The 25,419-nt window shown below is 68.1% G+C and carries 25 protein-coding genes, 1 tRNA gene and 1 pseudogene; 8 read left to right on the forward strand and 19 right to left on the reverse strand.

The genetic code is table 11. The annotated features are described in order from the left end of the window. Window positions 1-2: 2 nt before the first annotated feature. Genes L942_RS31370 through L942_RS31380 form a run of 3 tightly spaced genes read right to left on the reverse strand, consistent with a single transcriptional unit; the run spans window position 3 to window position 1,987 of the window. Window positions 3-746, reverse strand: a complete 744-nt coding sequence (locus L942_RS31370; protein WP_037367335.1) for a ferredoxin reductase — start codon at window positions 744-746, stop codon at window positions 3-5. Next, window positions 716-1,315, reverse strand: coding sequence for a sulfite oxidase-like oxidoreductase (locus tag L942_RS31375; RefSeq protein WP_037367337.1), 600 nt, complete (start codon window positions 1,313-1,315; stop codon window positions 716-718). The genes L942_RS31370 and L942_RS31375 overlap by 31 nt, the downstream gene beginning before the upstream one ends. Before the next feature lie 48 nt (window positions 1,316-1,363). Further along, on the reverse strand, window positions 1,364-1,987 hold the full coding sequence (locus L942_RS31380; protein WP_037367338.1) for a pentapeptide repeat-containing protein: 624 nt from the start codon (window positions 1,985-1,987) through the stop codon (window positions 1,364-1,366). 1,102 nt (window positions 1,988-3,089) lie between these two features. Here L942_RS31380 and L942_RS31385 point away from each other — a divergent pair. Beyond that, window positions 3,090-3,509, forward strand: coding sequence for a DUF2993 domain-containing protein (locus L942_RS31385; protein WP_235079521.1), 420 nt, complete (start codon window positions 3,090-3,092; stop codon window positions 3,507-3,509). Between the two features lie 299 nt (window positions 3,510-3,808). On the opposite strand, the gene L942_RS31390 is transcribed toward L942_RS31385, so the two are convergent. The 3 genes from L942_RS31390 to L942_RS31400 form a co-directional block, all read right to left on the reverse strand. Continuing rightward, window positions 3,809-5,236 (reverse strand): ATP-binding protein, encoded by a 1,428-nt coding sequence (locus L942_RS31390; protein WP_037367340.1) that lies wholly within the window; start codon window positions 5,234-5,236, stop codon window positions 3,809-3,811. Then, entirely contained in the window at window positions 5,233-6,885 is a 1,653-nt protein-coding gene (locus tag L942_RS31395; RefSeq protein ID WP_037367341.1) for an FAD-dependent oxidoreductase, read from the reverse strand. Before L942_RS31395 ends, L942_RS31390 begins: the two co-directional genes overlap by 4 nt. A 108-nt stretch (window positions 6,886-6,993) precedes the next feature. Further along, complete coding sequence (locus tag L942_RS31400) at window positions 6,994-8,751, reverse strand: coagulation factor 5/8 type domain-containing protein (protein WP_235079524.1); 1,758 nt, start codon at window positions 8,749-8,751, stop codon at window positions 6,994-6,996. A gap of 763 nt (window positions 8,752-9,514) precedes the next feature. On the opposite strand from L942_RS31400, the gene L942_RS31405 reads away from it, so the two are divergent. Beyond that, a tRNA-Ala gene (locus L942_RS31405) sits at window positions 9,515-9,587 on the forward strand. A 319-nt stretch (window positions 9,588-9,906) separates the two neighbouring features. Here L942_RS31405 and L942_RS43285 read toward each other — a convergent pair. From L942_RS43285 to L942_RS31455, 11 genes are all read right to left on the reverse strand, one after another. After that, on the reverse strand, window positions 9,907-10,518 hold the full coding sequence (locus L942_RS43285; protein WP_235079522.1) for a DUF3558 domain-containing protein: 612 nt from the start codon (window positions 10,516-10,518) through the stop codon (window positions 9,907-9,909). A 7-nt stretch (window positions 10,519-10,525) separates the two neighbouring features. Beyond that, a complete protein-coding gene (locus L942_RS43290; protein WP_235079523.1) occupies window positions 10,526-11,041 on the reverse strand; it encodes a hypothetical protein in 516 nt (171 codons plus the stop codon). A gap of 793 nt (window positions 11,042-11,834) precedes the next feature. Next, window positions 11,835-12,911, reverse strand: a complete 1,077-nt coding sequence (locus L942_RS31415) for an acyl-CoA dehydrogenase family protein (RefSeq protein WP_037367343.1) — start codon at window positions 12,909-12,911, stop codon at window positions 11,835-11,837. After that, entirely contained in the window at window positions 12,908-14,083 is a 1,176-nt protein-coding gene (locus tag L942_RS31420; protein ID WP_037367344.1) for an acyl-CoA dehydrogenase family protein, read from the reverse strand. The genes L942_RS31415 and L942_RS31420 overlap by 4 nt, the downstream gene beginning before the upstream one ends. After that, on the reverse strand, window positions 14,080-15,312 hold the full coding sequence (locus L942_RS31425; RefSeq protein ID WP_037367345.1) for an acyl-CoA dehydrogenase family protein: 1,233 nt from the start codon (window positions 15,310-15,312) through the stop codon (window positions 14,080-14,082). Before L942_RS31425 ends, L942_RS31420 begins: the two co-directional genes overlap by 4 nt. Continuing rightward, on the reverse strand, window positions 15,312-16,337 hold the full coding sequence (locus tag L942_RS31430; RefSeq protein ID WP_037367346.1) for a phosphotransferase family protein: 1,026 nt from the start codon (window positions 16,335-16,337) through the stop codon (window positions 15,312-15,314). Before L942_RS31430 ends, L942_RS31425 begins: the two co-directional genes overlap by 1 nt. Continuing rightward, window positions 16,334-16,786: a MaoC family dehydratase gene (locus L942_RS31435; RefSeq protein WP_037367347.1), complete on the reverse strand. Its 453-nt coding sequence runs from the start codon at window positions 16,784-16,786 to the stop codon at window positions 16,334-16,336. The genes L942_RS31430 and L942_RS31435 overlap by 4 nt, the downstream gene beginning before the upstream one ends. Then, the gene (gene fabG, locus L942_RS31440; protein WP_037367348.1) at window positions 16,783-17,547 is read right to left on the reverse strand and encodes a 3-oxoacyl-ACP reductase FabG; all 765 of its coding nucleotides are present in this window, start codon (window positions 17,545-17,547) and stop codon (window positions 16,783-16,785) included. Before fabG ends, L942_RS31435 begins: the two co-directional genes overlap by 4 nt. 25 nt (window positions 17,548-17,572) lie before the next feature. Continuing rightward, a complete protein-coding gene (locus L942_RS31445) occupies window positions 17,573-18,331 on the reverse strand; it encodes an SDR family oxidoreductase (protein WP_037367349.1) in 759 nt (252 codons plus the stop codon). After that, window positions 18,328-19,542 (reverse strand): acetyl-CoA C-acetyltransferase, encoded by a 1,215-nt coding sequence (locus tag L942_RS31450; RefSeq protein ID WP_037367350.1) that lies wholly within the window; start codon window positions 19,540-19,542, stop codon window positions 18,328-18,330. Before L942_RS31450 ends, L942_RS31445 begins: the two co-directional genes overlap by 4 nt. 118 nt (window positions 19,543-19,660) lie before the next feature. Beyond that, window positions 19,661-20,146, reverse strand: coding sequence for a VOC family protein (locus L942_RS31455; protein WP_037367351.1), 486 nt, complete (start codon window positions 20,144-20,146; stop codon window positions 19,661-19,663). Between the two features lie 202 nt (window positions 20,147-20,348). Here L942_RS31455 and L942_RS44565 point away from each other — a divergent pair, with 202 nt between their 5' ends. The 3 genes from L942_RS44565 (at window position 20,349) to L942_RS31470 (ending at window position 22,209) form a co-directional block, all read left to right on the forward strand. After that, window positions 20,349-20,552: a ferredoxin gene (locus L942_RS44565; protein WP_051166371.1), complete on the forward strand. Its 204-nt coding sequence runs from the start codon at window positions 20,349-20,351 to the stop codon at window positions 20,550-20,552. Between the two features lie 2 nt (window positions 20,553-20,554). Next, window positions 20,555-21,724 carry an NAD(P)/FAD-dependent oxidoreductase gene (locus L942_RS31465; protein WP_051166372.1) on the forward strand — a complete coding sequence of 390 codons (1,170 nt, stop codon included), beginning with the start codon at window positions 20,555-20,557 and terminating at the stop codon, window positions 21,722-21,724. A 155-nt stretch (window positions 21,725-21,879) separates the two neighbouring features. Then, window positions 21,880-22,209, forward strand: coding sequence for a peptidase inhibitor family I36 protein (locus L942_RS31470; protein ID WP_268745751.1), 330 nt, complete (start codon window positions 21,880-21,882; stop codon window positions 22,207-22,209). Between the two features lie 83 nt (window positions 22,210-22,292). On the opposite strand, the gene L942_RS31475 is transcribed toward L942_RS31470, so the two are convergent. After that, window positions 22,293-22,637, reverse strand: coding sequence for a hypothetical protein (locus tag L942_RS31475; RefSeq protein ID WP_037367352.1), 345 nt, complete (start codon window positions 22,635-22,637; stop codon window positions 22,293-22,295). Between the two features lie 54 nt (window positions 22,638-22,691). Between L942_RS31475 and L942_RS31480 the strand changes: the two genes are divergently transcribed. The 3 genes and pseudogenes from L942_RS31480 to L942_RS45615 all read left to right on the forward strand — a co-directional run. Beyond that, the gene (locus L942_RS31480; RefSeq protein WP_037367353.1) at window positions 22,692-23,150 is read left to right on the forward strand and encodes a MarR family winged helix-turn-helix transcriptional regulator; all 459 of its coding nucleotides are present in this window, start codon (window positions 22,692-22,694) and stop codon (window positions 23,148-23,150) included. Between the two features lie 37 nt (window positions 23,151-23,187). Further along, on the forward strand, window positions 23,188-24,084 hold the full coding sequence (locus tag L942_RS31485; protein ID WP_037367354.1) for an NAD(P)H-binding protein: 897 nt from the start codon (window positions 23,188-23,190) through the stop codon (window positions 24,082-24,084). Between the two features lie 302 nt (window positions 24,085-24,386). Beyond that, window positions 24,387-24,608: pseudogene (locus L942_RS45615) on the forward strand (CPBP family intramembrane glutamic endopeptidase); the annotation flags it as partial. A gap of 108 nt (window positions 24,609-24,716) precedes the next feature. On the opposite strand, the gene L942_RS31490 reads toward L942_RS45615, so the two are convergent. Then, window positions 24,717-25,340, reverse strand: a complete 624-nt coding sequence (locus L942_RS31490; protein WP_037367355.1) for a VC0807 family protein — start codon at window positions 25,338-25,340, stop codon at window positions 24,717-24,719. Between the last annotated feature and the right edge of the window lie 79 nt (window positions 25,341-25,419).

Below are 25,419 nucleotides of genomic sequence, written 5' to 3' on the forward strand. Positions count from 1 at the left end.
CCTCAGTCCCGGCTGGGGCCGAAACGCTCAGTCCGGATCGACTGCGGCGAGTGACCCAGCGCGAGCATGATGTCCGCGGCTGTCTCGACGAACCCGGTCGGCCCGCAGATGTAGGTGGTCGCACCGAACTCCACCGGCCACGCGGCGGTGTTCAGCGTGGCGACGTCGATGCGCCGCGGAATCCCGGAGCGACCTTCCGGGAGTTCGCGGGTGTAGACGTAAGTGATGTCCAATCCTGCGTAAGGTCGGCGAAGTTCCTCGGCGTAGTACAGCTCCGCTGGAGTGCGCAGCGAGTAGACCAGCCGGAACAATGCTTTGCTGCCTGCTTCGCGACGAGCTCGAATCATCGCCATGAGCGGGACGATGCCCGCGCCGCCGGCGACTAGCAGCACTGGTGCCGAATCGGTGGGGTGCCACACGAACCAGCCGCCGATCGGGCCGCGGATTTCGACCGGGTCACCGATCGCGTAGGGGCCGGTGAGGTGTTCTGACACTTCGCCGTCGGCTACCCGTTGCACGGTCAGCTCGATTCGGTCTCCATTCGCCGGTGCGGCGAGCGAGTAGCTGCGTTGTGCCGTGTAGCCGTCGGCTGCGGTGAGGCGAACGTCAACATGCTGTCCCGCGAGATGGCCCGACCACCCCGGAATGTCGAAGACCAGGGTGCGCGCGGTCGGTGTCTCCTGCCGGATCTCGGCGAGCCGGGCTACGCGCCACGCTAGTCGCCCTGATACCGCTGTTCCCGCCATGGGTCTCCGTAGTCGTGGTAGCCGGCCGCTTCCCAGAAGCCCGGATCGTCCTTCGTGCTGAGCCGCAGCTCGCGCACCCACTTCGCGGACTTCCAGAGGTACAGGTGCGGCACCAGCAGCCGGGCTGGGCCGCCGTGTTCCGGCGTGAGCGGCTTGCCGCCGTACTCGTAGGCGATCCAGGCCTGTCCGTCGAGGAGGTCCGCGAGCGGAAGGTTCGTGGTGTAGCCGCCGTAGGAATGCGCCATGACGTAGTCAGCGGCCGTATCGAGATCACCTACGAGCGCGTCCACCGGGACACCACGCCAGTGAGTGTCCAGTTTGGACCATTGGGTGACGCAATGGATGTCGACCGTGATCTTCTCGCTCGGCAACGCCATCAGTTGCGGCCACGACCAGGTGCGACGTTCGCCGCGCTCGGTCACTACCGCGAATTCCCACCGCTCGGTGCTGACGCGTGGGGTCGGCCCGGCCGAGAGCACCGGGAAGTCTTCGGCGAGATACTGCCCTGGCGGCAACCGCGGGTTGGCACCTCGAGCGCGTCCGGTGAAGCCTGGCGTGACGACTCCCATCGCGCTCCCTCCGGACGTCCTCGACAGCTCAGTGTCTCCGACGCGAGACTACCCGCGCACCTGCAGCCCGAGCGACGTGACGAGCACCGCCGCCTGCTCCAGGGACACGATCGCGCCGGTCAGCGACGCACGAGTCACGTCGAGGGACGACAGATCGCTGCCTCGAAGCTCGGCGCGCGTGAGGTCGATGTCCTGCAGCTCAGCCCCGGACAGGTCCACGTCGGTGAATACCGCTTCCGAACACTTCGCTTTGGCGAGGTCCGCTTCCCGCATCCGGACCGCTTGGAACGTGACTCCACGCAGGTCGGCGCCGTTCAAGCCGACGAAAGACCAGTCTCCACCGACCACGCGCAGCGGACGCAGGTCGCAGTCCTGGAATCGGCTGCCGACCAGCTTGCACCCGGTGAACTCGGCGTCGAACAGGTTGCACCCCTTGAACGCGCAACCGGTAAACGCCGAGTCGGTGTGCCGGGAAGCGTTGAACTGGACGTTTCCGAACACACAGTCCACGAAGGAGACACCGCGCGTGACCGACTCGGTGAGGTCGACCTGGTGGAACTCGCACCGCACGAACCGACGCGCGATGAACTCCTCCGCGTACCAGTCTTCTCGCCGGTAGACGCGGTCCTCGACCGTCTCGATGCCATCCGGCTCCTGGTCGTGTTCAGACATTCGCCAAGCCTAGTTCGCTGCCCTCCCGGCCGAGGTCCAGACGCGACGCCAAGTGCCTCGTAGCCCAAGGTCCTGGCCGGTGGTGACCAGAAACACCGGGATCGCGGCACCTGCCGCCTCGCCTGTTGTTCGGCAGGCTTGCGTGGTCGTCCCCTTCCGGTCCGTTACGCGGTCCATGCCACAGCGAAGAGCGGTCTGCGTGGGGCAGCCATACGATGGCCGGATGAGCGAAGGCCGATGGTTCGATGCCTGGGTGCCTTGGCCCGAGCTGTCGGGCCTGGCCGCCGCGGGCCGGGCACTGCTGCCCGCAGTGCCCGCGACCCCGGCCGCGCTCGCCCGAACCGTCACCGAGCAGCTAGTGGGCCGTCGCCTCACGACCACGGTGCAAGGCCACGAGGTTGGCCTCACCCTGACCGAGCTCGACTACCCGGCGGACTCGCTTCGCCTGGCCACTGGTCGGGTCGGAGACGTCCGGATTGTCGCGGAAGACGTCGACTGGCCTGTTCCGAAGAGCTCGGCGGCCCTCGGTGAGCACGGCGCTGGCACCCTTGCCGGCACCGCCCGGTCGTCTCGAACTGGAGCGGTCGCAGCAGCGTCGAACGTGCGTGGCGAAACGAAGGACCCGACCACCGCGGGCGCATCAGGCATGCCTGCCGGGACAGGCACTCTGTCTCTTGCCGACGAAACGCGCACAACGGGCGACCTTCCGCCTGATCGCGTCGCGCCGTCCGCCGACGACCGAACTGGCGCGCCGTCCGGTCCACAAGAGAGCACGGCATCGTCGGATTCTGGTCAGGCGCAACGTGATCGCCGAATCGCGGAAGCCACACCAGGTGCCGCAGCATGGAACCCCACGTCGGGATCTGGCGCAACAAACGCGGAGCCGTGCGAATCCGAACGAGCGACTGATCGCCGAGACTCCCGACGGGCGTGCACCGGTCGCGAAGCCGGCTCGACAACCCGACTACCTGTCGGACCGCCTGCTCAGCCAGACGTCGACCGCATTCCGTTGCGGCGCGTAACCGTGCTCGCCAAGGACGTGCGGCTTCGAGGACTGCCGTCGCCAGCGGTGATTCCCGGATCTGTCGAACTCGAGATAGAAGTGAGCGGGACTGTGGTGCGGGATCGGGTCGCCGCGGCGCGTCCGGACCTGATCGCGACGCCGCATCCGGAAGGGTTCCGGGTGCACTGGCGGAAGCGTCCGCACTGGGGACACTTGACCCTCGTCGCAGACATCGAAGACGAAGCGATAGTGCTGACCCCGGCCGCGCTCCACCTCGGACGGTGGACGAGGCGTCCGCCGAAGCGGATCCGGCCGATCGTGCTTCCCCTCCCGGATCTGCCGAAAGGGTTGCGCCTGACCGGAATCCGGCCGGGCGAAGACAAGCTCGCGCTGACGATCGCAGCCGACGAATGGCCTGGACGGCTAGCCCGGATCCCGTTGCCGGACCTGCTGACCTGGCTGACGACAGCGGCAATGACACTGACACTTCCCGGATTCGGATCACGGTCCCTCCCCTGAACCGGCGGCGGCGCCCACTGGGCCCCTTCTGAGCCCGAGGAATGGATGCGTGCTGCCGTGCTCCAGAGTGCTCGAACATCCGTTCGCAAGCATCACTCGATCGGGGATAGTTCGAAAACCGTTGGCACACAAGGGAAACTCGAAAACGCCCGAAAATCCTGTCGGTGCGGTCGGCTAGCCTCGGAATCGAGCCGTCAATTCGCTCCGAGGGGATACCGCCGATGACAACCGCCGCAGAACCGCTCCGACTAACCCGAAGATCCCGGCCCCAGGCCGATCCTCCGCAGGCAGGCGCTCGGTCAGAGCGACGCTTGCTCCTCCACCGGAAGGCACACCTCGAACCGCGTGTCGCCCGGTTCCGACGTCACTTTGATGCCGCCCGAGTGCCGTTCCACCACGATGCGCCACGAGATGTCCAGTCCGAGGCCGGTGCCTTCGCCCACGCCCTTGGTGGTGAAGAACGGCTCGAAGATGCGCTGGCGCACCTCTTCCGGGATTCCCGGCCCGGTGTCGCCGATCTCGACGCGCACCTGCTTGCCGACCTGCCACGTGCGCAGGGTCAGCGTTCCCTCGCCGCCCATGGCTGCGATGGCGTTGTCGATGATGTTGGTCCACACCTGGTTCAGCTCGGCGGCGTAGGCAGGAACCCGGTCGATCGAGCAGTCGTACTCCTTGACCACCCGGATTCCCTCGCCGAGCTTGCCCGACATCATCACCAGCGTGGAGTTGAGTCCTTCGTGGACGTCAATGAACTGATGCGGGGCGCGGTCCATTTGCGAGTAACGCTTCGCCGCGCCCACGAGCGTGGAAACCCGGCTGGTCGAGTCTTCGATCTCGCCCATCAGCATCTCGGTTTCGAGCGCGTACGCGAGCCAGCGGATCGCGCCGTCGAGCAGTCCTTCGCCCACCGACTCCAGGACGTGGTCGAGGTTTGCCGGGGTAAGTCCGGCGGCGACGAAAATGCTGGCGAGGTCCCAGCCCTGGTCGATGCCGTGTCCGTCGAACCAGTCGCCGATCTCGTCCTCGCGGTCGGCTTGCTGCATCGCGGAGAGCTTGGGCGCGTCTCCGACCTGTTTCACCAAGCGTTCCTGCACATCGAGCAGCAGCTCGAGCAAGTCCGGGTCGATGTCTTTCTTCGCCAGGATCGCCAGCTTGTGCCGCATCCCGGCGACTCGCTCCCGCAATGCGGCAGTGGCCCGCACCGCGGCCGCCGCGGGGTTGTTGAGTTCGTGCATGAGCCCGGCGGACAACTCGCCGAGGGCGACGAGCCTGCGGCGCGACGACACCAGCGCGTCGGTGTTGCGCCAGCCGAGATACATCCCCTCCAGCAGGTGCGCCGCCATCGGGAACCACTGCCGGAACTCGACGGCGAACTCCGCGGCAGGAAGAGTGAGGAAGGTCAGGTCGCTGACGGCGTAGATCGTCGCGCTGTAGGTGGCTTCGCTGTCCTGGTACGCCAGGAATTGCGTTGCGCCGCAATAGGAACCTCGCTGATCGGACCGCTTCATCTCGACCTCGGCGCCGGCCACCACGCGGGTCATCCGCAAAGCGCCGTTGAGGAGGACGTAAAAGCACGTGGCCGGGTCGCCCTCGCGGATCACCACGGAGTCCGCTTTGAACTCCTCTCGCACCGCGTTCTGCTCGATCCAGTCGAGCTGCGCGTCGGAGAGATGTTCGAACAAGAACAGGCCGCGGAGTTCCTCACGCGGCAAGGCGGGCTGAGTCACTGTTCCTCCAGGTAACGGTGGACCAGGGTCACTGCCATGGCGCCCTCGCCGACGGCGGACGCCACGCGTTTCACCGACTGCGAGCGAACGTCTCCGGCCACGAACACGCCGGGTACGGACGACTCCAGGTAATGCGGATCGCGGTCCAGCGTCCATCCCGGCGGCCGGCGTCCGTCTTCCACCAGATCCGGGCCGGTCCGGACGAATCCGTGGGCGTCCCGGAGAACGCTCTTGCCCAGCCACTCCGTGCGCGGAGCGGCTCCGATGAAGATGAAGAGGTGTTCCGTGTCCAGCTTTTCGGTCATGCCGTCTTTGCAGATCGTGATGGCCTCGAGGTGATCGTCCCCATGGGCTTTGACCACTGTGGTGTGCGTGCGGACGTGGACGTTCTCGATGGCAGCGATCTGCTCGATGAGGTAGTGCGACATCGACGACTCCAGCGACGCGCCGCGCACCAGCAGCGTCACATCGGTGGCGTGCTGGGAGAAGAACACCGCCGCTTGCCCCGCCGAATTCGCGCCGCCGACGATGTACACGTGGTCGTTCGAGCACTCGGGCGCTTCCGTCGCCGCGGAGCCGTAGTAGACGCCCCGTCCGGTCAGCTCCGCGATTCCCTCGGCTTCCAGCGCTCGGTAGTTGACGCCGCTGGAGAGGATCACGGCGTGCGCGGCGATCTCGGATCCGTCGCCGAAGGTCACGACGCGGCTCGATCCGCGTGCTTCCAGGCCCACGACATCGCGTGCCGTGAGCACTTCGGCGCCAAATTTCTGCGCCTGGCGGCGGGCTCGATCCGTCAACTGCGCGCCGGACACTCCGTCCGGGAAACCGAGGTAGTTCTCGATCCGCGAGCTGGTTCCGGCCTGGCCGCCGGTGGCCTTGCGCTCGACCAGCACGGTCCGCAGGCCCTCGGAGGCGCCGTATACCGCGGCACCGAGTCCGGCCGGACCGCCGCCGATCACCACCAGGTCGTAAAAGTCCTGCGCTGGCTTCGTGGAAAGGCCCACCGCATCGGCGATCTCGCTGCCCGATGGCTGCTTCAGCACCGTGCCGTCGGGTGTCACGACGACCGGGATGTCGGTCTCGCACGCGCCAGCGGCTTGGAGGATGCGACCGCCTTCCTCGTCGTCGACCGAGTACCAGCGGTACGGGACGGCGTTGCGGGCGAGGAAGTCGCGCATCCGGAACGATGGCGCCGAGTACCGGTGCCCGATCAGTTTCGTCTCTTCCACCGGACGGTCGCCGACCGCGAGCCAGGTCTCGACGAGAGAGTCGATGACCGGGTACAGCTTCTCCTCCGGCGGATCCCAGGGCTTGAGCAGGTAGTGGTCGACGTCGACCACGTTGATCGCCTGGATCGCGGCGTCGGTGTCGGCGTAGGCCGTCAGCAGCGCGCGCCGGGCGTTGGGGAAGAGATCCATCGCCTTCTCCAAGAAGACGATGCCGTCCATGTGCGGCATGCGGTAGTCGGCGAGAATCGCCGCGACGGCGTCGCCGCGCAGCTTGATCTCGCGAAGCGCGTCGAGTGCGTCGGCACCCGAGTCGGCACGGATGACGCGGTAGTCCTTGCCGTAGCGGCGGCGCAGGTCACGCGCCACCGACCGCGAAACGGCGGGGTCGTCGTCGACGGTCATCAGGATCGGCTGGCTCACACGGCACAGCCTACGGTGTCCCGCCAGCCGTCGTGGCGAACAGCGGAACCAGGGACCGGTGCCCGTCGCGGCCGCCACCGCGGCGGGCACCGGTGGTCCAGGCGGCCGCTATGGGTAGCGCACCAAGTTCACCGGTTTCGTCCCCGCCGGGGTGGCCGTGCCGGCGTCGTTGATCACGTGGACGATCGTCCCCTGGTGGTTGAGCGAGACCGTCACCATGCCGTGGAACCGCACGTCGGGGGCGACCGGTGCGGCGAAGGCGTGCGAGCAGGACACCGACGGGTTCGTGCTGAAGAAGCAGTAGCTGCCCAATCCCCAGGCTTCGTGGCTGGTCACGTCCGAGGCGACCTCGTACGCGGCGTAGCCCGCGCGCTCGCCGTTCATCCAGGCTGCCTGGTCGGGGACGTCGTAGGGCATCTCGTTCTGGAAGAAGTAGGTGCGCCCGGCGTTTCCGTTCCAGGTCACCTGGGTCTTCTGGAAGTGCTCGACGAACAACCCGTAGACGGTCACGTCGTCGCCGTTCACGACCAGGCCGGTGTCCGCGGTATTGGCGCTCCAGCCGACGTGGCTGTCGTCTGCGCCGTGGTCGGCCCGCCAGAGCCACAGGTGGTCGCCGATCACGTTGTTGCTGTTGATGACGAGGCTGGTGCGCGCTTTGCCCGCGACGGCACCGCCGACGCGGAAGAACACATCGTGCAGCGAGGTCGGGTTCGCCGCGTGGTCTGCCCCCGAACCGGGGTCGCCGACCTGCATGAGAGTGGCCGACGAGGTTGTTCCCGCGTCGATCAGCAGGCCGGCGATCTTCACGCCGTCCACGTCGTCGACAGAGATGGCGGTGATTCCGCCGTCCGGCACCAGAGTCGCGATGCCGAGGCCGAGGACGACAGTGTCCGGGCGGATCACGTGGATCGGTTGATCAAGGTGGTACACGCCTGGAGTGATCAGCAGGTTCTTGCCCGCCGTCAGAGCGTCGTTCATCTCGGCTGCGGTAGCGCCCGGCTTCACGATGAAGAACTGGTCGATCGGCAGCGACGCACCTGGTGCGCTGTCGTGTTCCCAAGTGATCCCGGAAGTGTTGTTTCGCAGTGCGGGGACGAAGACCCGATATTGGCCGGACTCGTCGACCTGGAGGCACGGCTTCTCGCGGACAACCGGAGTCCGGGCGATCGTCGTGTAGGGCGGATCCGGGAAGGTGCCGGCGGGAGCGCCGTCCACTCCGACGAACACCATGTTCCAGGTAGAGCCGGTCCAGCCGCCGAACTGCGAATCGCGCGAGATCCATTGCTGCTGCGATCCGGAACGGACCTGGCCGTCGATCTTCGTGTCCGAGATCCAGCCCCCGCTCGACCAGCCGCCGCCGTCGTCGAGGCGGAGGTCACCGCGGACGTGCATGCGCCGGTACGGGCTGGCCTGCGACACGGCCCATTGATCCACGCCCGCGGCCGGGTTCACTGACAGGTTTTCCGCGCCGCGCCAGAAGTTCTGGGTCGCGTTGTTCGGGGGGAACCAGTCTGCTTCGACGTGCACCGCACCGTTGATCGTCACGGCGTCGGGCGTGCTGCCCAGTCCGAGGATTTGGGTGTAGAAACCGACGTTCACGTCGTTGGAGTACGTACCTGGCTTGAACAGGACCGCGTAGCGCTGACTGCCGAACTGGTTCTTCTCCTGCTCCGCGAAGATCGCGTCCAGCTCGCGCTGAATGCGCGCACTCGGCGTTGACGGATCGAAAACGACGACGTTCGGCCCCAGGTCCACTTGTCCCGGCGGCGGAGAAGTAGTGCCACCCACGGAAGTCAGTGTGAACGACTGGTTGGCGGCGTCCGGACGGCCGGGCTGCTGCGGCGTCGCCCGGTCGGCAGCCAGCATGGCCGGGCAGGCTTCCTCGTCTCGGGCGGGGATCAGATCAGTAATCGGAGCACTCGGATGCGCTGGCCATTGCGGGTCGGGCTCGGTAGACGGCAGCCGCGGCAAGGCTGCGCCATCGCGGGCCCCCGGTGCGTTCGTGTCCTTCGACGAGGGGAGTCGGGACGGACGGGTGGTCGCCTCGGTATCGCCCTCGCGGGTGAGGTGGAAGTGCCAATCGTGCGCGTTTGTTCCGGCGCTGGTGTACGGGCGGGCCAGCGAGACGGGTGTGGCGAGCGGACGAGCAGCGACACGCCTGTCGTCCGCCGTGCGGGCCTGACTGGGCCACGCTTCACTGTTCGCCTCGAGGGCCTGGTAGGGCGGTGTTCCACTGTTCTGGATCGGGCAGGCGACCGAACTCGGAGGTGCCAGCGCCAAGGCGGCCACTCTCCGTGGCTCCGGGTTCATCGCCACCTCCTCCTGAGACGGGACCGCCGGGCGGTCACAACCGGCGATACGACCACTGCGTGGCGGTGGGTGGCCCGGCGGCACGACTGCGGAGGAATGTAACCGCGCACACACCCGCACTCAACCTAAACCTGAAGAAAAGTCAGGAAGTGCAGGTGACCTGCACTAACATGCCCGGAGGGACGAGCAAAGGAGCGCGTTCGACCAGTTTGGCGGGCTGTTTCAGCAGGCTTGCGACACCTAACCGACCCCCTGACGAAGGCGCCGCAGGCGGGGTGTACTGTATGTCCATACGAGATGCGGAGTTCACCTCTGCTTCGGGGCTATGGCGCAGCTGGTAGCGCACCTCACTGGCAGTGAGGGGGTCAGGGGTTCGAGTCCCCTTAGCTCCACCGCAGGTCAAAGGCTCTTTCCGGACTACCGGGGAGGGCCTTTTTGCTGTCGTACAGCTGCCAAGTACAGCAGTAGCCCTCATTCGAGTGGGTCGCCCAGCTTCTTCAGGCCAGCCCGGGTGACCTCGTCCGGGGACAGCGTCGCCGGTCCATCCTTCCTCCGTCGCCGCGGCCCGCGACCGGATGTCCGCCGCCCGGCGGTCGTACCGGGCCTGGAACGAGTTGATGTGGTCGGCCGCCTGCATCAGCCCGCCCGGCCCCACGCCATTGGCGAAGTTCTCATAGATCTGCTGACCGGACATGGACTGCCCTCGCCATCTCACTGCCCGCCTTGCACGGTCGACAGGACAGCCTTCGCGACGTTCGTGGCCGCGGTCGTGGCATTGCTGCCAGGCACCCCCTGGATCAGCACCAACATTTCGTCTTGATCCGACAAGCCGACGATCAGACTCGCCTGTCCTTCTTTTCTGCGATCGGCCGTATTGGCCATAACCGCCGGAAAACCGTTCACCACGGTCGGTTCGAAGTATCCGTCGCGATAATACCCGGTCGCATGCTGTCGGTAGGTATTGGTAAGACCGTCCTTGACGGTCGTGAGAAACGTGGCACTGACAGCGGTGTATCCGTCACTGAACCGCCAGGAACAACGGATTCCAGTCGATTCCGAGTGCGCTTCCGCCTTGCTGAGCTGCAGCGATGACAGCTGGGTCGACGTCAACATGCCGCACGGATCAGAAAGGAACTTGTCGATCTTCAGCGGGGTCGCAACCTTGGGCGCAGTGACATGTCGACTTCCGGCCGAAGCAGGCGGACCGGCTTCACCGGAAGCAGGGCTCGCCGTCCCCGGATTCGAATTGCCGCAACCCCCAATGAAAGCGACTCCGAAACTTGCCGCAGCAGCCACCGTAAGGCGAAATTGATAGCGATTCACAATAGTCCTATTGGTACATTCCACCCGAAGGGGAGTTACTCGGATTTGCTTTCCCGAGGGCTTCCGCCACGTCGGCATTGTGTTGCACATAAGTACCGTTGGCTTTTTTCAGCGCATTGATATAGACGCAAGCACTGCGCTGCATCGACACATTGTGGGCAATCATTTTTTGAATTGACGCCTGCGCGACTTGCGCCTGCTGGACGGCAGGCTGGTCAGGCGACGGGGGTTGGGCGGCAGTCAACGCGCTTTCCTGAGTTTGCTGGTCGTCCTGCAGATCGTGGAGCACGTTCTCCCATCGGGAGATCAGTGCGGCGACAGTGCCCGGATCGAACCGATACCCGCCTGGGCGCGTGGAGTTCATCGTGGCGAACGCCGAATCGCCGGCGTCCGCGGTCCCTGCGTCCCACGGGGCGATGAGCTGGTCGGATGCCCGCTGCACCGATGTTCGGTCAGTGTCGGTCGACGAGTGCCCTGGCCCCATCGGCTGCCGTCGAGTGCCTGCCTGGCGGCGCACCGCCATCCGCTCTCCCCACGTGATGCTCCCCTCACAACCCGTCATCACTTTGCCGTCAGAGTATCGCACGAGGCTTCGTCGCGGGTGTCGATTGGCGAACCGGGACGCACTCGGAGCGCGACCGCTCGCAAGGGCCCCTGACCTGCGGCAGACACCTACTCTCGACGGCAAGGCTCGAACCCCGGGCGAGCCGTCTTTTTCGCGAGCTGGGCCTCGTGGGTGCGCCGGCTCGATCCAGGGCACGAAATTCGTCCACCGCTCCTTACCGCTCCCAGGGGAACCCCGCTCCGGGGCCCCATGCCTCCCGACGGCGCACCGCAACGGACGACGTCCGCTCGCACGCCATGCCCGATCTCGCCTGAGCCTGCCGCCGACGCTGGCCTGCACCCATGAGCCGTCTGACGACGGCCACGCCAAGGAGATCAAGGCGATCTTGCCGGCCAAGCCGCCCGAATTGACGACAGCAGCCGCGCAGCCTGCTCGCCCTGCTCCTCGAGACCGAACCCGCACCACCGCCTGCCCGGCGATAACGTACCGCCACGAATACCGCCAGGCTCGTCCGCCTGCGCCACGACAACCTCCCGACGCACGACACGACACGCCACCCCGTCATGTACTCAGGTGCCTTGCGGAAGTCGACCCCTGGCGGGAGCAGCACGATGACAGGTGTCGGGCTCTGACGTTCCGTGTCAATGAGGAGTTCAGAGCCGGGAGGTGTCGGGCCGACAAGCCGACTGGCGGCTGGCTCGCTACCGACGAGCCGTATGGGGCCTCGAAACGTTGACGGCCGCCGTACTGATCAGGACGGCAGGTCGACCAGCGCTGAGAGTCGGGAGCGGTGAACGCCGGAAGTGCCGAGTGCGAGCTGGTCCGACTTGGCGCGTTTGAGGTAGAGATGCGCCGAATGCTCCCAGGTCATTCCGATGCCGCCGTGCAGTTGCACGGCTTCCTCCGCGGCCACCACAGCGACGTCGCCGCAGTAGGCCTGTGCGACGGCCACCGCGACCGGGACGTCCGGGTCGCCTGTTGCGAGGGTTGCGGAGGCGTATTGGGCTGCTGCGGCGGCGGATTCGACGCTCGTGTACAGGTCGGCCAGGCGGTGTTTGAGGGCTTGGAATCCGCCGACGACCCGGCCGAACTGACGGCGCATCTTGAGGTACTCGACGGTGCTCTCCAAACACCAGCGGGAGACGCCGACCTGTTCGGCGGCGAGCAAACCCGCACCGCACTCGAGTGCGCGGCGAATCGCGAGCGAGGAGTCGGCGAGGACGCGGCGGCTGGGTGCGGCATCGAGGCGGACGTCGGCGAGTTGGCGGGTCATGTCGAGCGAGACGACCGGTCTCACCGTCGCATCGGCGGCCGCGACCTCGTACAGCGCTCCCCCGGCGACGGCCAGGAAGACGTCGGCCTCGAGTGCACCGGCGACGCTGGTGACGGTTCCGGTGATCCGGTCTCCGTCCAAGCCCAGCAGGGGCAGGTCCGCGTCGGGTGCAGTGGACCAGGGAACCAGCAGTGCTGCAGTGCGGGTGCCGGCGGCCAGGTCGCCGAGAAGGGCGGTGTCGCTGCCGGCCAGGGCGGTGGTGGCGATGACCGCGCTGGTGAGGAACGGGACCGGGGCGGCGGCGCGGCCCAGTTCCTCCAGGACGACTGCTGCTTCGCGGGCCGACGCGCCGTGGCCGCCGTGTTTCTCGCTGACCAGGAGTCCGGCCAGGCCGAGGTCGTGGGCCAGGGACTTCCACAGGCCGGGGACGAGCGAGCGGTCGCCGTCGTAGAGGGCCGTCACCGCTGCCGGGGAACAGCGGTCGTGCAGGAGGTCCCGCACGGTCGCCTGCAGGTCCTGTTCGAGTTCGCTGGGGAGCAGGTCGAGTTCGCTCATCGGGGAATCTCCTTCCACGGCACGTTTTTGTCGGCCCGGGGTTCGGCGGGCAGGCCCAGCACGCGTTCGGCGACGATGTTGCGCAGGATTTCCGAGGTGCCGCCTTCGATGGAGTTGCCTTTGGCCCGCAGGTAGCGGTATCCGGCGTCGCGGCCGGTGAAGGTGACCGATTCCGGGCGGGTCAGGGTCCAGTCGGAGTAGCGCAGGCCGGCTTCGCCGAGGATTTCCAGTTCCAGGCCGGACAGGTGCTGGCTCAGGCGCGCGAAGGCCAGTTTCATCGCCGAGCCTTCGGGACCGGGCTGGCCCTGGGCGAGTTTCTGCCGCAGGCGAGCGCCGGTCAGGCGGACGACTTCGGCTTCGACCCACAGCCGCAGCAAGCGCGCGTGCAGTTCCGGGGTGCGTCGTTCCGGACGGTCGCGCCAGGTTTGCGCGACGACGCCGATCATGCCGGTCTCGCGTTCGGCGGACTTGCCGATGGACACCCGCTCGTTGTTCAGCGTCGCGTTGGCGACCTTCCAGCCCTCGCCGACCGCACCGAGCCGCTGACTGTCGGGGATCCGGACGTCGGTGAGGAAGACCTCGTTGAACTCCGCCTCGCCGGTGATCTGGCGCAACGGCCGCACGTCCACGCCCGGGTCGGTCATGTCGCACAGGAAATAGGTGAGACCGGCGTGTTTGGGCGCGGACGGGTCGGTGCGCGCGAGGAGGATCGCGCACCGGGCCCGGTGCGCGACGGAGGTCCACACTTTTTGGCCGTTGACGACCCAGTCGTCGCCGTCGCGGACCGCGCGGGTGGCGACGTTCGCCAGGTCCGAGCCGGCGCCGGGTTCGCTGAACAGCTGGCACCAGATCTCTTCGCCGGTCCACAGTGGACGCAGGTAGCGGTCCTTCTGCTCGGCGGTGCCGAACGCGGCGATCGTGGGCGCGGCCATGCCGAGGCCGATACCGTTGGCTTCCGGACGGTTGCCCGGCGCGCCGGCGTCGGCGAAGAGCCGGTCCACGTCCGGCTGCAGCGACTGCGGGAGCCCGAGGCCGCCACAACCTTCGGGGTAGGAGATCCAGGCCAGGCCGGCGTCGAAACGCGCCCGAAGGAACTCCAGCCGTTCGACGGCGGCCGGATCGTGCGAGGCCAGGAACCGGGCGACCCGGTCGCGGAGCTGATCGGGAGTCATCGCCTTCCTCTCTTGTCTGCTTGCCGACGGATTTCCGCGCGGGCGAGCGAGTTCTTGTGCACTTCGTCGGGTCCGTCGGCGAACCGGAGAGTCCGGATCCCGGCGTACGCGGCGGCGAGCGGAAAGTCCTGCGAGAGCCCGCCGGCGCCGTGCAGCTGGATGGCCTTGTCGAGGATCCACTGCACGGTCCGCGGGGCCGCGATCTTGATCGCCTGGATCTCGGTGTGCGCGCCCTTGTTGCCGACGGTGTCCATGAGCCAGGCCGTCTTGAGCACGAGCAGCCGCAGCTGTTCCAGCTTGACCCGCGACTCGGCGATCCAGTCCTGGACGACGCCTTGCCGCGCAAGCGGTTTGCCGAACGCGACGCGTTCTTCCGCGCGGGCGCACATCAATTCGACCGCTCGTTCGGCGACCCCGATCGCGCGCATGCAGTGGTGGATCCGCCCCGGGCCGAGGCGGGCTTGGGCGATCGCGAACCCGTCGCCCTCGCCCGCGATCAGGTTCGCCGCCGGGACCCGGACGTCGGTGAACGTCAGCTGGGCGTGCCCGCCGTGGTCGTGGTCGTCGTATCCGAACACCTCCATGCCGCGTTCCACGACGAGGCCCGGGGTGTCGCGCGGGACGAGGATCATCGACTGCTGCCGGTGCCGGTCGGCGTCCGGGTCGGTCTTGCCCATCACGACGAAGACCCGGCAGTTCGGGTTCATCGCGCCGGTGATCCACCACTTGCGGCCGTTGAGCACGTATTCGTCGCCGTCCCGCTCGATCCGGGTGGCGATGTTGGTGGCGTCCGAGGACGCGACATCCGGCTCGGTCATGGCGAACGCCGACCGGATCCGGCCGTCCAGCAGCGGGGTCAGCCACTGCTGTTTCTGTTCCGCGGTGCCGAACTGCGCGAGCACCTCCATGTTGCCGGTGTCCGGGGCCGCGCAGTTGAGCGCGGGCGGTGCCAAGTGCAAGGCGCGGCCGGTGATTTCGGCCAGTGGCGCGTACTGCAGGTTGGTGAGGCCGGCACCGTGCGCTCCGGGGAGGAACAGGTTCCACAGTCCGCGGCGGCGGGCCTCGGCGCGAAGGTCGGCGAGGACCGGAGCGGAGTCCCAGGCCCAGCGGTCCGTCAGCCCGGCCAACTGCTCGGCGAACTTCGCTTCGGCCGGGTACACGTGCGTGTCCATGAAGTCAAGCAGTTCGGTCCGCAGCCGCGCGGTGCGGGAATCGAAGGCGAATTCCATCAGCGGTGCTCCTTCAGGGACTTCAGACCGCTGTCCAGCAGCGCCACGACGAGGTCGCCGATGCCGGCGAATCCGTCCCCGACCGTCAGGCCCCGGACGTAGCGGCAGTGAATGCCTTCGAGAATTCCGGCGAGTTTGAACGACGCCAGCGCCAGGTAGTACCCGAACGCGGAGAGATCGCGACCGCTTCCGCGCGCGTACCGTTCGATGATTTCGTTCTCGCGGAGAAAACCCGGCGCGGTGGAGACGTCGGCGATCAGGTCGCTGTCCGCGGCTTCGGCGAGCCGGCCGTAGACGAGCATCAGCGCGAGATCGGTCAGCGGGTCGCCGAGGGTCGCCATTTCCCAGTCGATCACCGCGGCCGGGCGGTCCTTCGCGTCGACGAGGACGTTGTCGAGGCGGTAGTCGCCGTGCACGATCCCGGCCGGGGACTCCGGCGGGACGCTGGCAATGAGTTGTGCGTGGAGTTCGTCGGCAGCGGGAAGGTCGCGCGTGCGAGAGGCGTCGATCTGCTTCTTCCACCGGTTCGCCTGGCGGGCGAGAAAACCCTCCGGGCGGCCGAAGTCCGCGAGGCCGACCTCGGCCGGGTCGACGGAGTGCAGCGCGCCGAGGGTGTCGACGAGCGCTTCCGAGATCATCCGGACGCGCTGTGGCGTCAGACCGGCGACGTCGGCGGTGTACCGGTACGGGACGCCCTCCACCCGTTCCATGACGTAGAAGGGCGCGCCGAGCACGTCCGGGTCCTCGCAGAGCGCGAACGTCGTCGGCACCGGCACCTCAGTGTCCTGCAGCGCGGCCAACACGCGGTACTCCCGCGCCATGTCGTGGGCGGTGGCCAGCACGTGCCCGATCGGCGGCCGGCGCACGATCCACGTGGTCGTGCCGTCGCTGACCGCGTAGGTCAGATTGGATTTGCCGCCGGCGAGCAGCGTCGCGGACAGCGTGCTCCCGGCTCCGGGGACTGCGGTCGGCAGCCATTGCCCGAGCTGCCGCAGGTCGAGTCCCGGCGGGTTCTGCGCGGTCACGGTGTCACCACGCTGACGGTCTCGACCACGCAGGCAGGCTTGCCGCCGGAATCCCGTTCGATCGTGACGCGGACGACGACCCGCCATCCGCCGGAACCTTCCGTGACGGACACCAGCTCGGCACCGGCCCTGACCCGGGAACCCACCGGAACCGGTGCCGGGAACCGGAGCTTGTTCGCGCCGTAGTTGACCGATGCCTGGAAGCCCTCGACGGTGTAGATCTGCCACAGCAGCATCGGAACCAGGCTCAGCGTCAGATACCCGTGCGCGATCGTCGTGCCGAACGGGCCCTCGGCAGCGCGGGCCGGGTCGACGTGGATCCATTGGTGGTCGCCGGTGGCGTCGGCGAAGGTGTCGATCTGCTGCTGGGTGACCCGGTGCCAGCCCGAGTAGCCCAGATGCGTGCCGACCACCCGCTCGAGTTCCTCGATGCCGCGGAAAACCTTCATGCGGCCGGCCCTCCGGCGACGTACAGCACCTGGCCCGAGACGTAGCCCGCGCCTTCGCTGGCGAAGTACGAGACCGCGTGGGCGATGTCCGCGGGCAGGCCCGAACGGTTCACCGGGATCTGCGCGACGACCGCCTCGCGGAAGTCCGCGAAGGACATTCCCATCCGCGCCGCGGTCGCCTCGGTCATCTCCGTCTCGATGAAGCCCGGTGCGATCGCGTTGACGGTGACGCCGAACTTTCCGAGTTCGAGCGCGAGCGTCTTGGTGAACCCCTGCAGACCGGCTTTCGCCGCCGAGTAGTTCGCCTGGCCGCGGTTGCCGAGCGCGGAGATGTTGGACAGGTTCACGATCCGGCCCCAGCCGGCCTTCGTCATGAATCCCTGCACAGCACGGCTCATCAGGAACGACCCGCGCAAGTGGACGTTCAAGACCGCGTCCCAGTCGCCGGCGGTCATCTTAAAGAGCAGATTGTCGCGGATGATTCCGGCGTTGTTCACCAGCACAGCCGGGTCGCCAAGCTCGGTCGCGACCCGTTCGACGGCGGCGGTCACGGCCTCTTCGGAGGTCACGTCGACGGCGACCGCAAGGGCGCGCCCGCCCTCGGCTGTCAGCTGGTCGGCGACCTTCGCGCATAAGGCTTCGTCGAGATCCAGTACTGCCACGGCGAATCCGTCCGCGGCCAATCGCTTCGCAACGCCTGCGCCGATCCCGCGGGCGGCTCCGGTCACGATCGCGGTGCGCGGTGTGGCTGTTGAGGTCATGAGAGATCGCTCCCGTAAGTAGTGGTCATTCGACGCTCGAGGCGAGAGTTCCGCCGCCGTCGACGACGACCGTCTGACCGGTCATCCAGGCCGCGTCGGACGACAGCAGGAAGGCGACGACCCCGCCGACGTCGTCGGGGACGCCCAGTCGTTTCAGCGGATACGCCCGGCTGGTTTCTTCTTCCCGGCCTTCGTAGAGCGCGGCCGCGAACCGGGTCTTCACCACGGCCGGGGCGACGCCGTTGACGCGGATTCCCGGACCCAGTTCGAGGGCGAGCAACTCGGTGATCGAGTTCAGCATCGCTTTCGTCGCCCCGTAAAAGCCGATATTCCGAGCGGGCCGGATGCTCGACACCGACGAGACGTTGACGATCGCGCCGCCGTGCGCGCTCATCCAAGCCGCGCAAGCCTTCTGGATCCAGGACACCGCGGCAATGCAGTTCACCTCGACGATCTTGCGCGCCGCGTCGAGATCGAGGTCGATCATCGGTCCGTAGGTCGGGTTGATCCCGGTGTTGTTCACCAGGAAGTCGACGCTGCCGAACGTGGCGAGCGCCTGACGGATGACGTCGTCCTGGTGCCGCGCGTCGTCGGCCCGCCCGGCCACCCCGAGTGCGTGCTCCGCGCCGCCCAACTGCTCGACCGCCGCGTCGAGCGCGTCCTGCTTCCGGGCCGTGATCACGACCCGCGCGCCGTCGGCGACCAGCCGCTGGGCAATGGCGAGCCCGATCCCGCGGCTGGCCCCGGTGACGATCGCGGTCCGACCGGCGAAACGGCCCGTCATGACAGCCGCTCCAGCACCATCGCCATGCCCTGGCCACCGCCCACGCACATGGCTTCCAGCCCGAACTGCTTGTCGTGCCACTGCAAGGAATTGATCAGCGTGCTCGTGATCCGGGCACCGGTCATGCCGAACGGATGCCCCACCGCGATCGCGCCGCCGTTGACGTTGAGCTTCTCCTCGTCGACCCCCAGCTCGCGCGCCGACGGAAGCACCTGCGCCGCGAACGCCTCGTTGATCTCCACCAGGTCGATGTCGCCGATCGACAACCCGGCCAGCGCCAGCGCTTTGCGCGACGCCTCCACCGGGCCGAGACCCATGATTTCCGGCGACAGCCCGGAAACCCCGGTGCTCACGATCCGCGCCAACGGAGTCAGCCCGAGCTGCTTCGCCTTGTCGCCGGACATGACCACCAGCGCGGCGGCACCGTCGTTGAGCGGACAACAGTTGCCCGCCGTGACCGTCCCGTCCGGACGGAACACCGGCTTCAGCCCGGCGACGCCCTCCAGCGTCACCCCGGGACGCGGGCCGTCGTCCGCGCTCACCACCGTGCCGTCCGCGAGCGTCACCGGCGTGATGTCGCGGCTCCAGAATCCGTCCGCGATGGCCTGCTCGGCGAGATTCTGGCTGCGCACCCCGAACGCGTCCTGCTCCGCCCGGGTCACGCCCTTCAGCTGCGCCACGTTCTCCGCGGTCTGCCCCATCGCGATGTACACGTCGGGCAGGCTGCCGTCGACGCGGGGATCGGACCACGTCTGCCCGCCTTCGGCGAACTTTTCCGTGCGCGCCAGCGCATCCGCGAACAGCGGGTTCTGCCCCTCCGGATTGTCCGCGACGCCGTTGCCGTACCGGCTCACCGTCTCGACCCCGGCGGAGACGAACACCTCGCCCTCGCCGGCGCGGATCGCGTGCAGCGCCATCCGGGTGGTCTGCAGGCTGCTCGAGCAGTACCGGTTCACGGTGACGCCCGGCAGGTGGTCCATCCCCGCCAGCACGGCGACCGCGCGGCCCAGGTTGTTGCCCGACTCCCCGGCCGGCTGGCCGCAGCCGAGCATCAGATCGTCAATGTCGCGCGGATCGAGCTCGGGGACCTTCTCGAGGACAGCCCGCACCATGGTCGCGGCCAGGTTGTCGGGGCGCAGGTCCTTCAGCGACCCTTTCCCGGCGCGGCCGATCGGCGACCGGGCCGCGGCGACGATGACGGCTTCACGCATCGGAACTCCAGATTACTAAGCGCTTGCTTATTAGGTGGTCAGCGGCGACCTTCTCAGCTATCGGGGCCCGCCGGGCGGTCCGACCCCGATATCGCGCCCGTTAGGGGGATACCGGACCTCAGCCCTGGGGCGCTTCAGGGACGTTCGGCTCGCGGCCGAGCGCCTGCATCCAGTGCAGGAGCGCGCCGCCGGTCTGCGCGGGGTCGAGGAAGTGCTCCGCCCAGCCGTCGTGGTCGGCCGACTCCCCGATGACCGCGGCACCGCCGGCGACGGCCAGCGCTCTGCACGCGCCGATCTCCGCGGTCTCGAAGGAGACGTGGTGCAGCCCGCCGCCCGACCTGGACAAGTATTTGGTGATCGGACTCTCGATCCGATGGCGGGGCGCGAACACTTCGAGCCGAAGGCCGGAGCCCACCTGGAGCCACGTGCCCTGGATGTCGAGCTCCTCGTCCTCGCCTTGTTCCTCGACGACGCCGCCGAGGCAGGCGACGATCGTGGCCACGGTGTCGTCGTAGCGTCGGCGCGCGGTGACGATCCCGATGTGGTGCAGCGAAAAGAGGTCCTTCCCCGGCAGTACGCCAGGGTTGTCCGCGGGAACAGTCATGCGTTCTCCTCAGGGGTCGTCGTCGCGCCACATCGTGTGTGCATCGACGGGCGATCCTTGTCACTGCGCTCGAATTGCGCCCGGCCGGGCGACGGGGTCCCGGGCGCCGCTCCCCCGCTCGGGCTGTCCTTGCCGCGGAATCGGCTCGGACCGGTCGCTGTGCGCGAGAGTCGACGCAGCCTCGATGGGGAAGGATCGTCCGATGCCACTGAAAATCGTCGCGGACACCGCCGTGTGCCAGGGAACCGCCTGCTGCATGATGGAATCGCCCGGCCTGTGCGACGTCGACGAGCAGACCGGGAAGGTTATCGTGCTGGTCGACGAGATCGGCGACGCCCGGCGCGCGGAGGCGGAAACCGCGGTCCGCGCGTGCCCGACGAAGGCGCTCGAACTCCAGGACTGCTGACCATGGACCGAATCGTGGTCGTCGGTGCTTCGGTGGCCGGCGTGAACGCGGTCGAAACCTTGCGCAAGAACGGCTTCGACGGGGATGTCACGCTGGTCGGAGCGGAGCCGCAGTTGCCCTACGACCGGCCCCCGCTCTCGAAAGAGGCGTTGCGGACCGGCCCCGCCACCGCCGACCTCGCGCTGCGCCCGCCGAACTGGTACGAGGAACACGGCATCACGCTGCGGCTCGGCCAGCCCGCCGCGAACCTTTCCGCAATCGACCGGCAGGTCGAGCTCGCGGACGGAAGCCGCCTGCGCTACGACGGCCTGATCGTCGCCACCGGCTCGGCGGTGCGGCACTGGACCCAAGCTGAACATCCGGTCCGCACGCTGCGGACCTGGTCCGATGCCGCGGCACTGCACGGCGAACTCCGGCACGGACGGCATCTCGTGATCATCGGAGCCGGTTTCATCGGCCTGGAGATCGCCGCCACCGCACGGGAACTGGGCTTGGACGTCTCCGTGATCGAGATCGAGGCCGCCCCGCTCGCCCGGGTGCTCGGCGCGGAAACCGGCCAGTGGTTCGCCGATCTGCACGCCGCCAACGGCGTCTCGATGCACTGCGGCAGCCGAATCGAGCGGCTCGAACGTTCCGGCGACCAGACCAAGCTCGAACTCTCCGACGGGACCGCTCTCACCGCGGACCTCCTCGTCGCGGGAGTCGGGGTCACCCCGGCCGCGGCGTGGCTGGCCGGCAGCAACATCTCGCTCGACGACGGCATCGTCTGCGACGCGCAATTGCGCACCACATTGCCCGACGTAGTCGCCGCCGGGGACGTCGCCCGCTGGCACAACCCGGTGTTCGGCTACGACATGCGCGTCGAACACTGGCTCAACGCGGTGGAACAGGGCAAGCACGCCGCACTGAGCCTGCTGGGTTCGGACGAGCCCTACACCCACGTCCCGTACTTCTGGTCCGATCAGTTCGACGCGAAGATCCACAGCGTCGGAATCACTGCCGACGCCGACGCTTCGACGGTCCGCCGATCCGACGCGGACGGGATCTCGGTCGTGTTCGGCCGCCACGGCGTCGTGTGCGGCGCGTTGTGCGTGAACGCCCCGCGCGACGTCGTCCGCTACCGGCAGGCGATCCGGAACGGCATGCCCTGGGGCGACCTCGTCGCCGCCTGACCCGCGCGACCCGACCGGCCGATCCCGACACGGAGCCCGCCATGGCGTATGTGATCACCCAAGGATGCTGCAACGACGGCTCCTTCGTCCCGGCCTGCCCGGTGCCGTGCACCCTGCCCTGGGGATCCAACGTCACGCACACCGAGCAGCTGTAGATCGACCCGAACGCGTGCATCGACTGCGGTGCCTGCATGGACGCCTGCCCGGTCGAGGCGAACTACCCGGACTTCGAGCTGCCGACGACGTCGATTTCGAACTACGGATCTTCCCAGCCAAGCTGCTATGAGTTCAAAGGCCGGGTTGCCGGGCAATTCCAGTGCGTCAAGAACAACGCACTGTCGGGATATAACCGGACCAGTCGCACGGTCCGCCTCTACTACAACAGCGACTACGCGGGCACCTACATTGATTTCCCGCCCGGCAGCGGCCGGGACGGCGGCCTCGGTCCACTCGACTTCAACAACGCTTCCCACAAGTTTCTGTAGAAGTGGCACCCGGCTACCCAGGGTTCTCTGGGTAGCCGGTCAGCCGCAAAGGAGTGCCAGCAGCCCGGACGCACCCGCTTCGCTCACCACAACACGACGGCAGTGAGCACATGCACCGCGCCCACCACCGAACTTCCCGCGATCATGCCGCGTTCCCCGCGGAACACTCCGATGCCGACGTCGCCCGCCTGCGCGACCGCGGCCGCGATCAGGACCGCCGCACAGACTGGTCCAGGCCAGACCAGCGGCACGACCGCGGCCGCGGCGCCCAGCGGCACTGCCCGGACCGCGTACATCCAGCCGTAGAACTTCTCGCCGTTCGTCGGCTCCGCACTGCGGCTCAACGCCGCCGGGCGCACTGCCGCGACCACCGCGAAAACAACACTGACCACCGCGAGCACGGCATTGGCCACCACCAAGACGGTCATTACTACCCCAAACTATTTACAGATTGAACTATTCACCGATGCTAGGGTACCGGCGTGGCGACCAACAGCTCTTTGCCGGAGACCTCGGCCTTCCGGCTCCTGGTGCTCGGCACCGACCTGGCCGGAGAGTTCGCCGAGCACCTGCGCGAAACCGGCCTGACCCCCAAGCATCTCGGGGCGCTCGCCATGGTCGAGCAGGGGTTCGCGCGGACGCAGGACGACATCGCCCGGCTCATGCGGGTGAGCCCCAGCCTGGTCGTCCGGCTGGCGGACCAGCTGGAACAGCACGCCCTCCTCGAGCGGCGGCGCGACCCGGCCAACCGGCGCAAGCACGTCCTCACCGTCACCCAGGCGGGGAAATCCCTCCTTGCCGAGATGGGTTCGCTCGCCGCGGCCATCGACGCCGAACTGGTCGCCCGGCTCGGCCGTCGGCTCGGCGGTCAGCTGGACGAGGCGCTCGGACGGCTGATGGGCAAACTCCTGGAGGACCGGCAGCGCCCAGCGCCGCGGTAAGCAGCGGGATTCCGCGCACCCGGCTACCGTCGCAAGCATGCGCGTACTCGTCGCCGGAGCCTCGGGGTTCGTCGGCAGGCGGTTGTGCCCTGCGTTGCGAGTCGCCGGGCACGACGTGCTCGCCATGACGCGCCGTCCCGAGAACTACCGCGGCGCGGGCGAGGCGGTCCACGGCGATGTCGCCGACATCGGTTCCTTGCGGGCCGCGCTGAAGAATGTCGAAGCCGCCTATTACCTCGTGCATTCGCTGGACAGCACTGACTTCCAGCAACGCGACGCCAACGCCGCACGCGCTTTCGCCCGGGCCGCCGCGGAGGCGGGAGTGGGCCGGATCGTCTACCTCGGCGGTCTCGGCGACGACGCCGACTCGCTGTCGAAGCATCTGGCCAGCCGACGCGAGGTCGAACGGCTGCTGGCCGAGACCGGGGTGCCGGTGACCGTGCTGCGCGCCGGGATCGTCATCGGGCACGGCGGGACGTCGTGGGAGCTGACCCGCCAGCTCGTCGAGCGCCTGCCCGCGATGCTCACCCCGCGCTGGGTCGGCACGCGCACCCAGCCGATCGCGCTCGCCGACGTCGTCCGCTACCTGACCGGCGTGCTGGAGCATCCGGAGACCGAGGGCCGGACGTTCGACATCGGCGGCCCGGAAGTCCTGACCTACCGGGACATGCTGCAGCGCGTCGCGGTGATGGAGGGCCGGATGCTGGCGATCGTGCCGGTCCCGCTGCTCTCGCCCCGGCTGTCGTCCTACTGGCTTTCGCTGGTCACTGACATCGACGTCCCGACCGGACGCGCGCTGATCGACTCGATGGGCAACGAGGTCGTCGTTCGCGACGACGCGATCCGCCGGATCGTCGAATTCGAGCCGATGGGCTACGACGACGCCGTACTGCAGGCACTGGGCGAACGCGCGCGACAACGGCGGGCCCGGTGAAGGGATTCCTGACCGCGGTGACGGCGGCGGGCTCCGGACTGCTGGGCGCGTCGCTGGCCAGCAAGCCGGGCTCGCGGCGGTTCCACGCGCTGACCGCGTCGGTCGCGGCGACCTGGCTCGCCGGCGCGCGAGTGGCCGGGTCTGCGCCCCGGGGCCGGCCGGACGTCGTGCAGCCAGTGCTGGCGGGCGCGGGCGCGTTCGGGGTGTTTTACGGCTGCGCGCTGGTCGCACGCCGGATTCCGTTGCTGCGCCGCGCAATCACCGGCGTCCTCGGCCACGCCCACCACGGCTCGACACCGACCGTGGTCACGACGGCCCTCGTCACGGGTGCCGCGGAGGAGGTTTTCTTCCGCGGCACCCTCTACGACGCGGTCGGCCCTCGAGGCTCGACCGCGCTGTACGTGGTGTCCACGGCCGCGACACGGAATCCGGCTTTGGTGCTGGCGTCAGCGACCATGGGCACGCTCTTCACGCTGCAACGCCGTTGGAGTGGCGGAATACAGGCGCCGTTGCTGACGCACCTGACCTGGTCTGCCCTGATGATCGGCTTCCTGCCGCGGCTTTTCCCGCCCCCGGATCCCAGCACTGCCGAGCCCAGGCCCGTAGGCGTTGCCACAGGCGGCGATGCGCGGCTACGACCGGTGCTGAGCCGGCTGCTCGGCCCGCCGCCTGGTCAGCAAGGTCCACGCGATCAGCCCCGCGAACGCGACGACCATCAGCGCCTGCGAACAAGCAGCCGCGGTGTCGAACGGCAGCGTGTACACCCCCACGATGCGAAGCACCGAGTCTGCGATCAACCCGCTGCCCCACACCAGCGAAATCTGGTACCAGCGCCGCCGCAGCGTCGCGTCGTGCGCGGTGGCTTCGAATTCGCGTTGCTGAGCACCGCCCGCCGAACGTGCGAAGCGTCGTGCCGCGTAATACGCGAGCGGGCGGTTGAGCACGCAGCTGCCGACCAGGGCGACCCCCGCGCAGAAGGTGGTCACCGATTCTTTCGCCAGCAGCAGGCGCGGGTCCCCGGTCACGAAGCTCAATCCGAGGCCCAGCCCGAAAAGCAGCACGAGGAACGACGAGAACAGGTCGAGCCGCCGCTGCGCCACCGCGACCCAGATCGTCCGCGCCGCGGCGACGACCGTGCCGATCAGCAGGGACACGTAGGCACTCGCGCCGAGCAGGTTGGCGGTGTAGTAGGCGACGACGGACAGACCGACGTCCAGGAACATCGTGGTGATCAGCGCGCGGGCTTGCTTGGTCATGCCGTACTCCCCGGTTCGTGGCTTGGAATTCGCCCGCCGAACGCTACGGTCGCCGCCGCCGGTCGTCTTGGTGCCGGAG

Source organism: Amycolatopsis orientalis DSM 43388, from assembly GCF_000411975.1.
GTDB lineage: Bacteria > Actinomycetota > Actinomycetes > Mycobacteriales > Pseudonocardiaceae > Amycolatopsis > Amycolatopsis orientalis_D.

What these genes read in the sequence shown, in the direction of transcription:
- fabG (WP_037367348.1), bottom strand. Translation starts at nt 17,547, where the DNA reads ATGACCTCAACAGCCACACCGCGCACCGCGATCGTGACCGGAGCCGCC.
- L942_RS31490 (WP_037367355.1), bottom strand. Translation starts at nt 25,340, where the DNA reads ATGACCAAGCAAGCCCGCGCGCTGATCACCACGATGTTCCTGGACGTC.
- L942_RS44565 (WP_051166371.1), top strand. Translation starts at nt 20,349, where the DNA reads ATGCCACTGAAAATCGTCGCGGACACCGCCGTGTGCCAGGGAACCGCC.
- L942_RS31450 (WP_037367350.1), bottom strand. Translation starts at nt 19,542, where the DNA reads ATGCGTGAAGCCGTCATCGTCGCCGCGGCCCGGTCGCCGATCGGCCGC.
- L942_RS43290 (WP_235079523.1), bottom strand. Translation starts at nt 11,041, where the DNA reads ATGGCGGTGCGCCGCCAGGCAGGCACTCGACGGCAGCCGATGGGGCCA.
- L942_RS31455 (WP_037367351.1), bottom strand. Translation starts at nt 20,146, where the DNA reads ATGACTGTTCCCGCGGACAACCCTGGCGTACTGCCGGGGAAGGACCTC.
- L942_RS31435 (WP_037367347.1), bottom strand. Translation starts at nt 16,786, where the DNA reads ATGAAGGTTTTCCGCGGCATCGAGGAACTCGAGCGGGTGGTCGGCACG.
- L942_RS31400 (WP_235079524.1), bottom strand. Translation starts at nt 8,751, where the DNA reads ATGCTGGCTGCCGACCGGGCGACGCCGCAGCAGCCCGGCCGTCCGGAC.
- L942_RS31465 (WP_051166372.1), top strand. Translation starts at nt 20,555, where the DNA reads ATGGACCGAATCGTGGTCGTCGGTGCTTCGGTGGCCGGCGTGAACGCG.
- L942_RS31380 (WP_037367338.1), bottom strand. Translation starts at nt 1,987, where the DNA reads ATGTCTGAACACGACCAGGAGCCGGATGGCATCGAGACGGTCGAGGAC.
- L942_RS31475 (WP_037367352.1), bottom strand. Translation starts at nt 22,637, where the DNA reads ATGACCGTCTTGGTGGTGGCCAATGCCGTGCTCGCGGTGGTCAGTGTT.
- L942_RS31370 (WP_037367335.1), bottom strand. Translation starts at nt 746, where the DNA reads ATGGCGGGAACAGCGGTATCAGGGCGACTAGCGTGGCGCGTAGCCCGG.
- L942_RS31375 (WP_037367337.1), bottom strand. Translation starts at nt 1,315, where the DNA reads ATGGGAGTCGTCACGCCAGGCTTCACCGGACGCGCTCGAGGTGCCAAC.
- L942_RS31445 (WP_037367349.1), bottom strand. Translation starts at nt 18,331, where the DNA reads ATGACGGGCCGTTTCGCCGGTCGGACCGCGATCGTCACCGGGGCCAGC.
- L942_RS31425 (WP_037367345.1), bottom strand. Translation starts at nt 15,312, where the DNA reads ATGGAATTCGCCTTCGATTCCCGCACCGCGCGGCTGCGGACCGAACTG.
- L942_RS31485 (WP_037367354.1), top strand. Translation starts at nt 23,188, where the DNA reads ATGCGCGTACTCGTCGCCGGAGCCTCGGGGTTCGTCGGCAGGCGGTTG.
- L942_RS31415 (WP_037367343.1), bottom strand. Translation starts at nt 12,911, where the DNA reads ATGAGCGAACTCGACCTGCTCCCCAGCGAACTCGAACAGGACCTGCAG.
- L942_RS31420 (WP_037367344.1), bottom strand. Translation starts at nt 14,083, where the DNA reads ATGACTCCCGATCAGCTCCGCGACCGGGTCGCCCGGTTCCTGGCCTCG.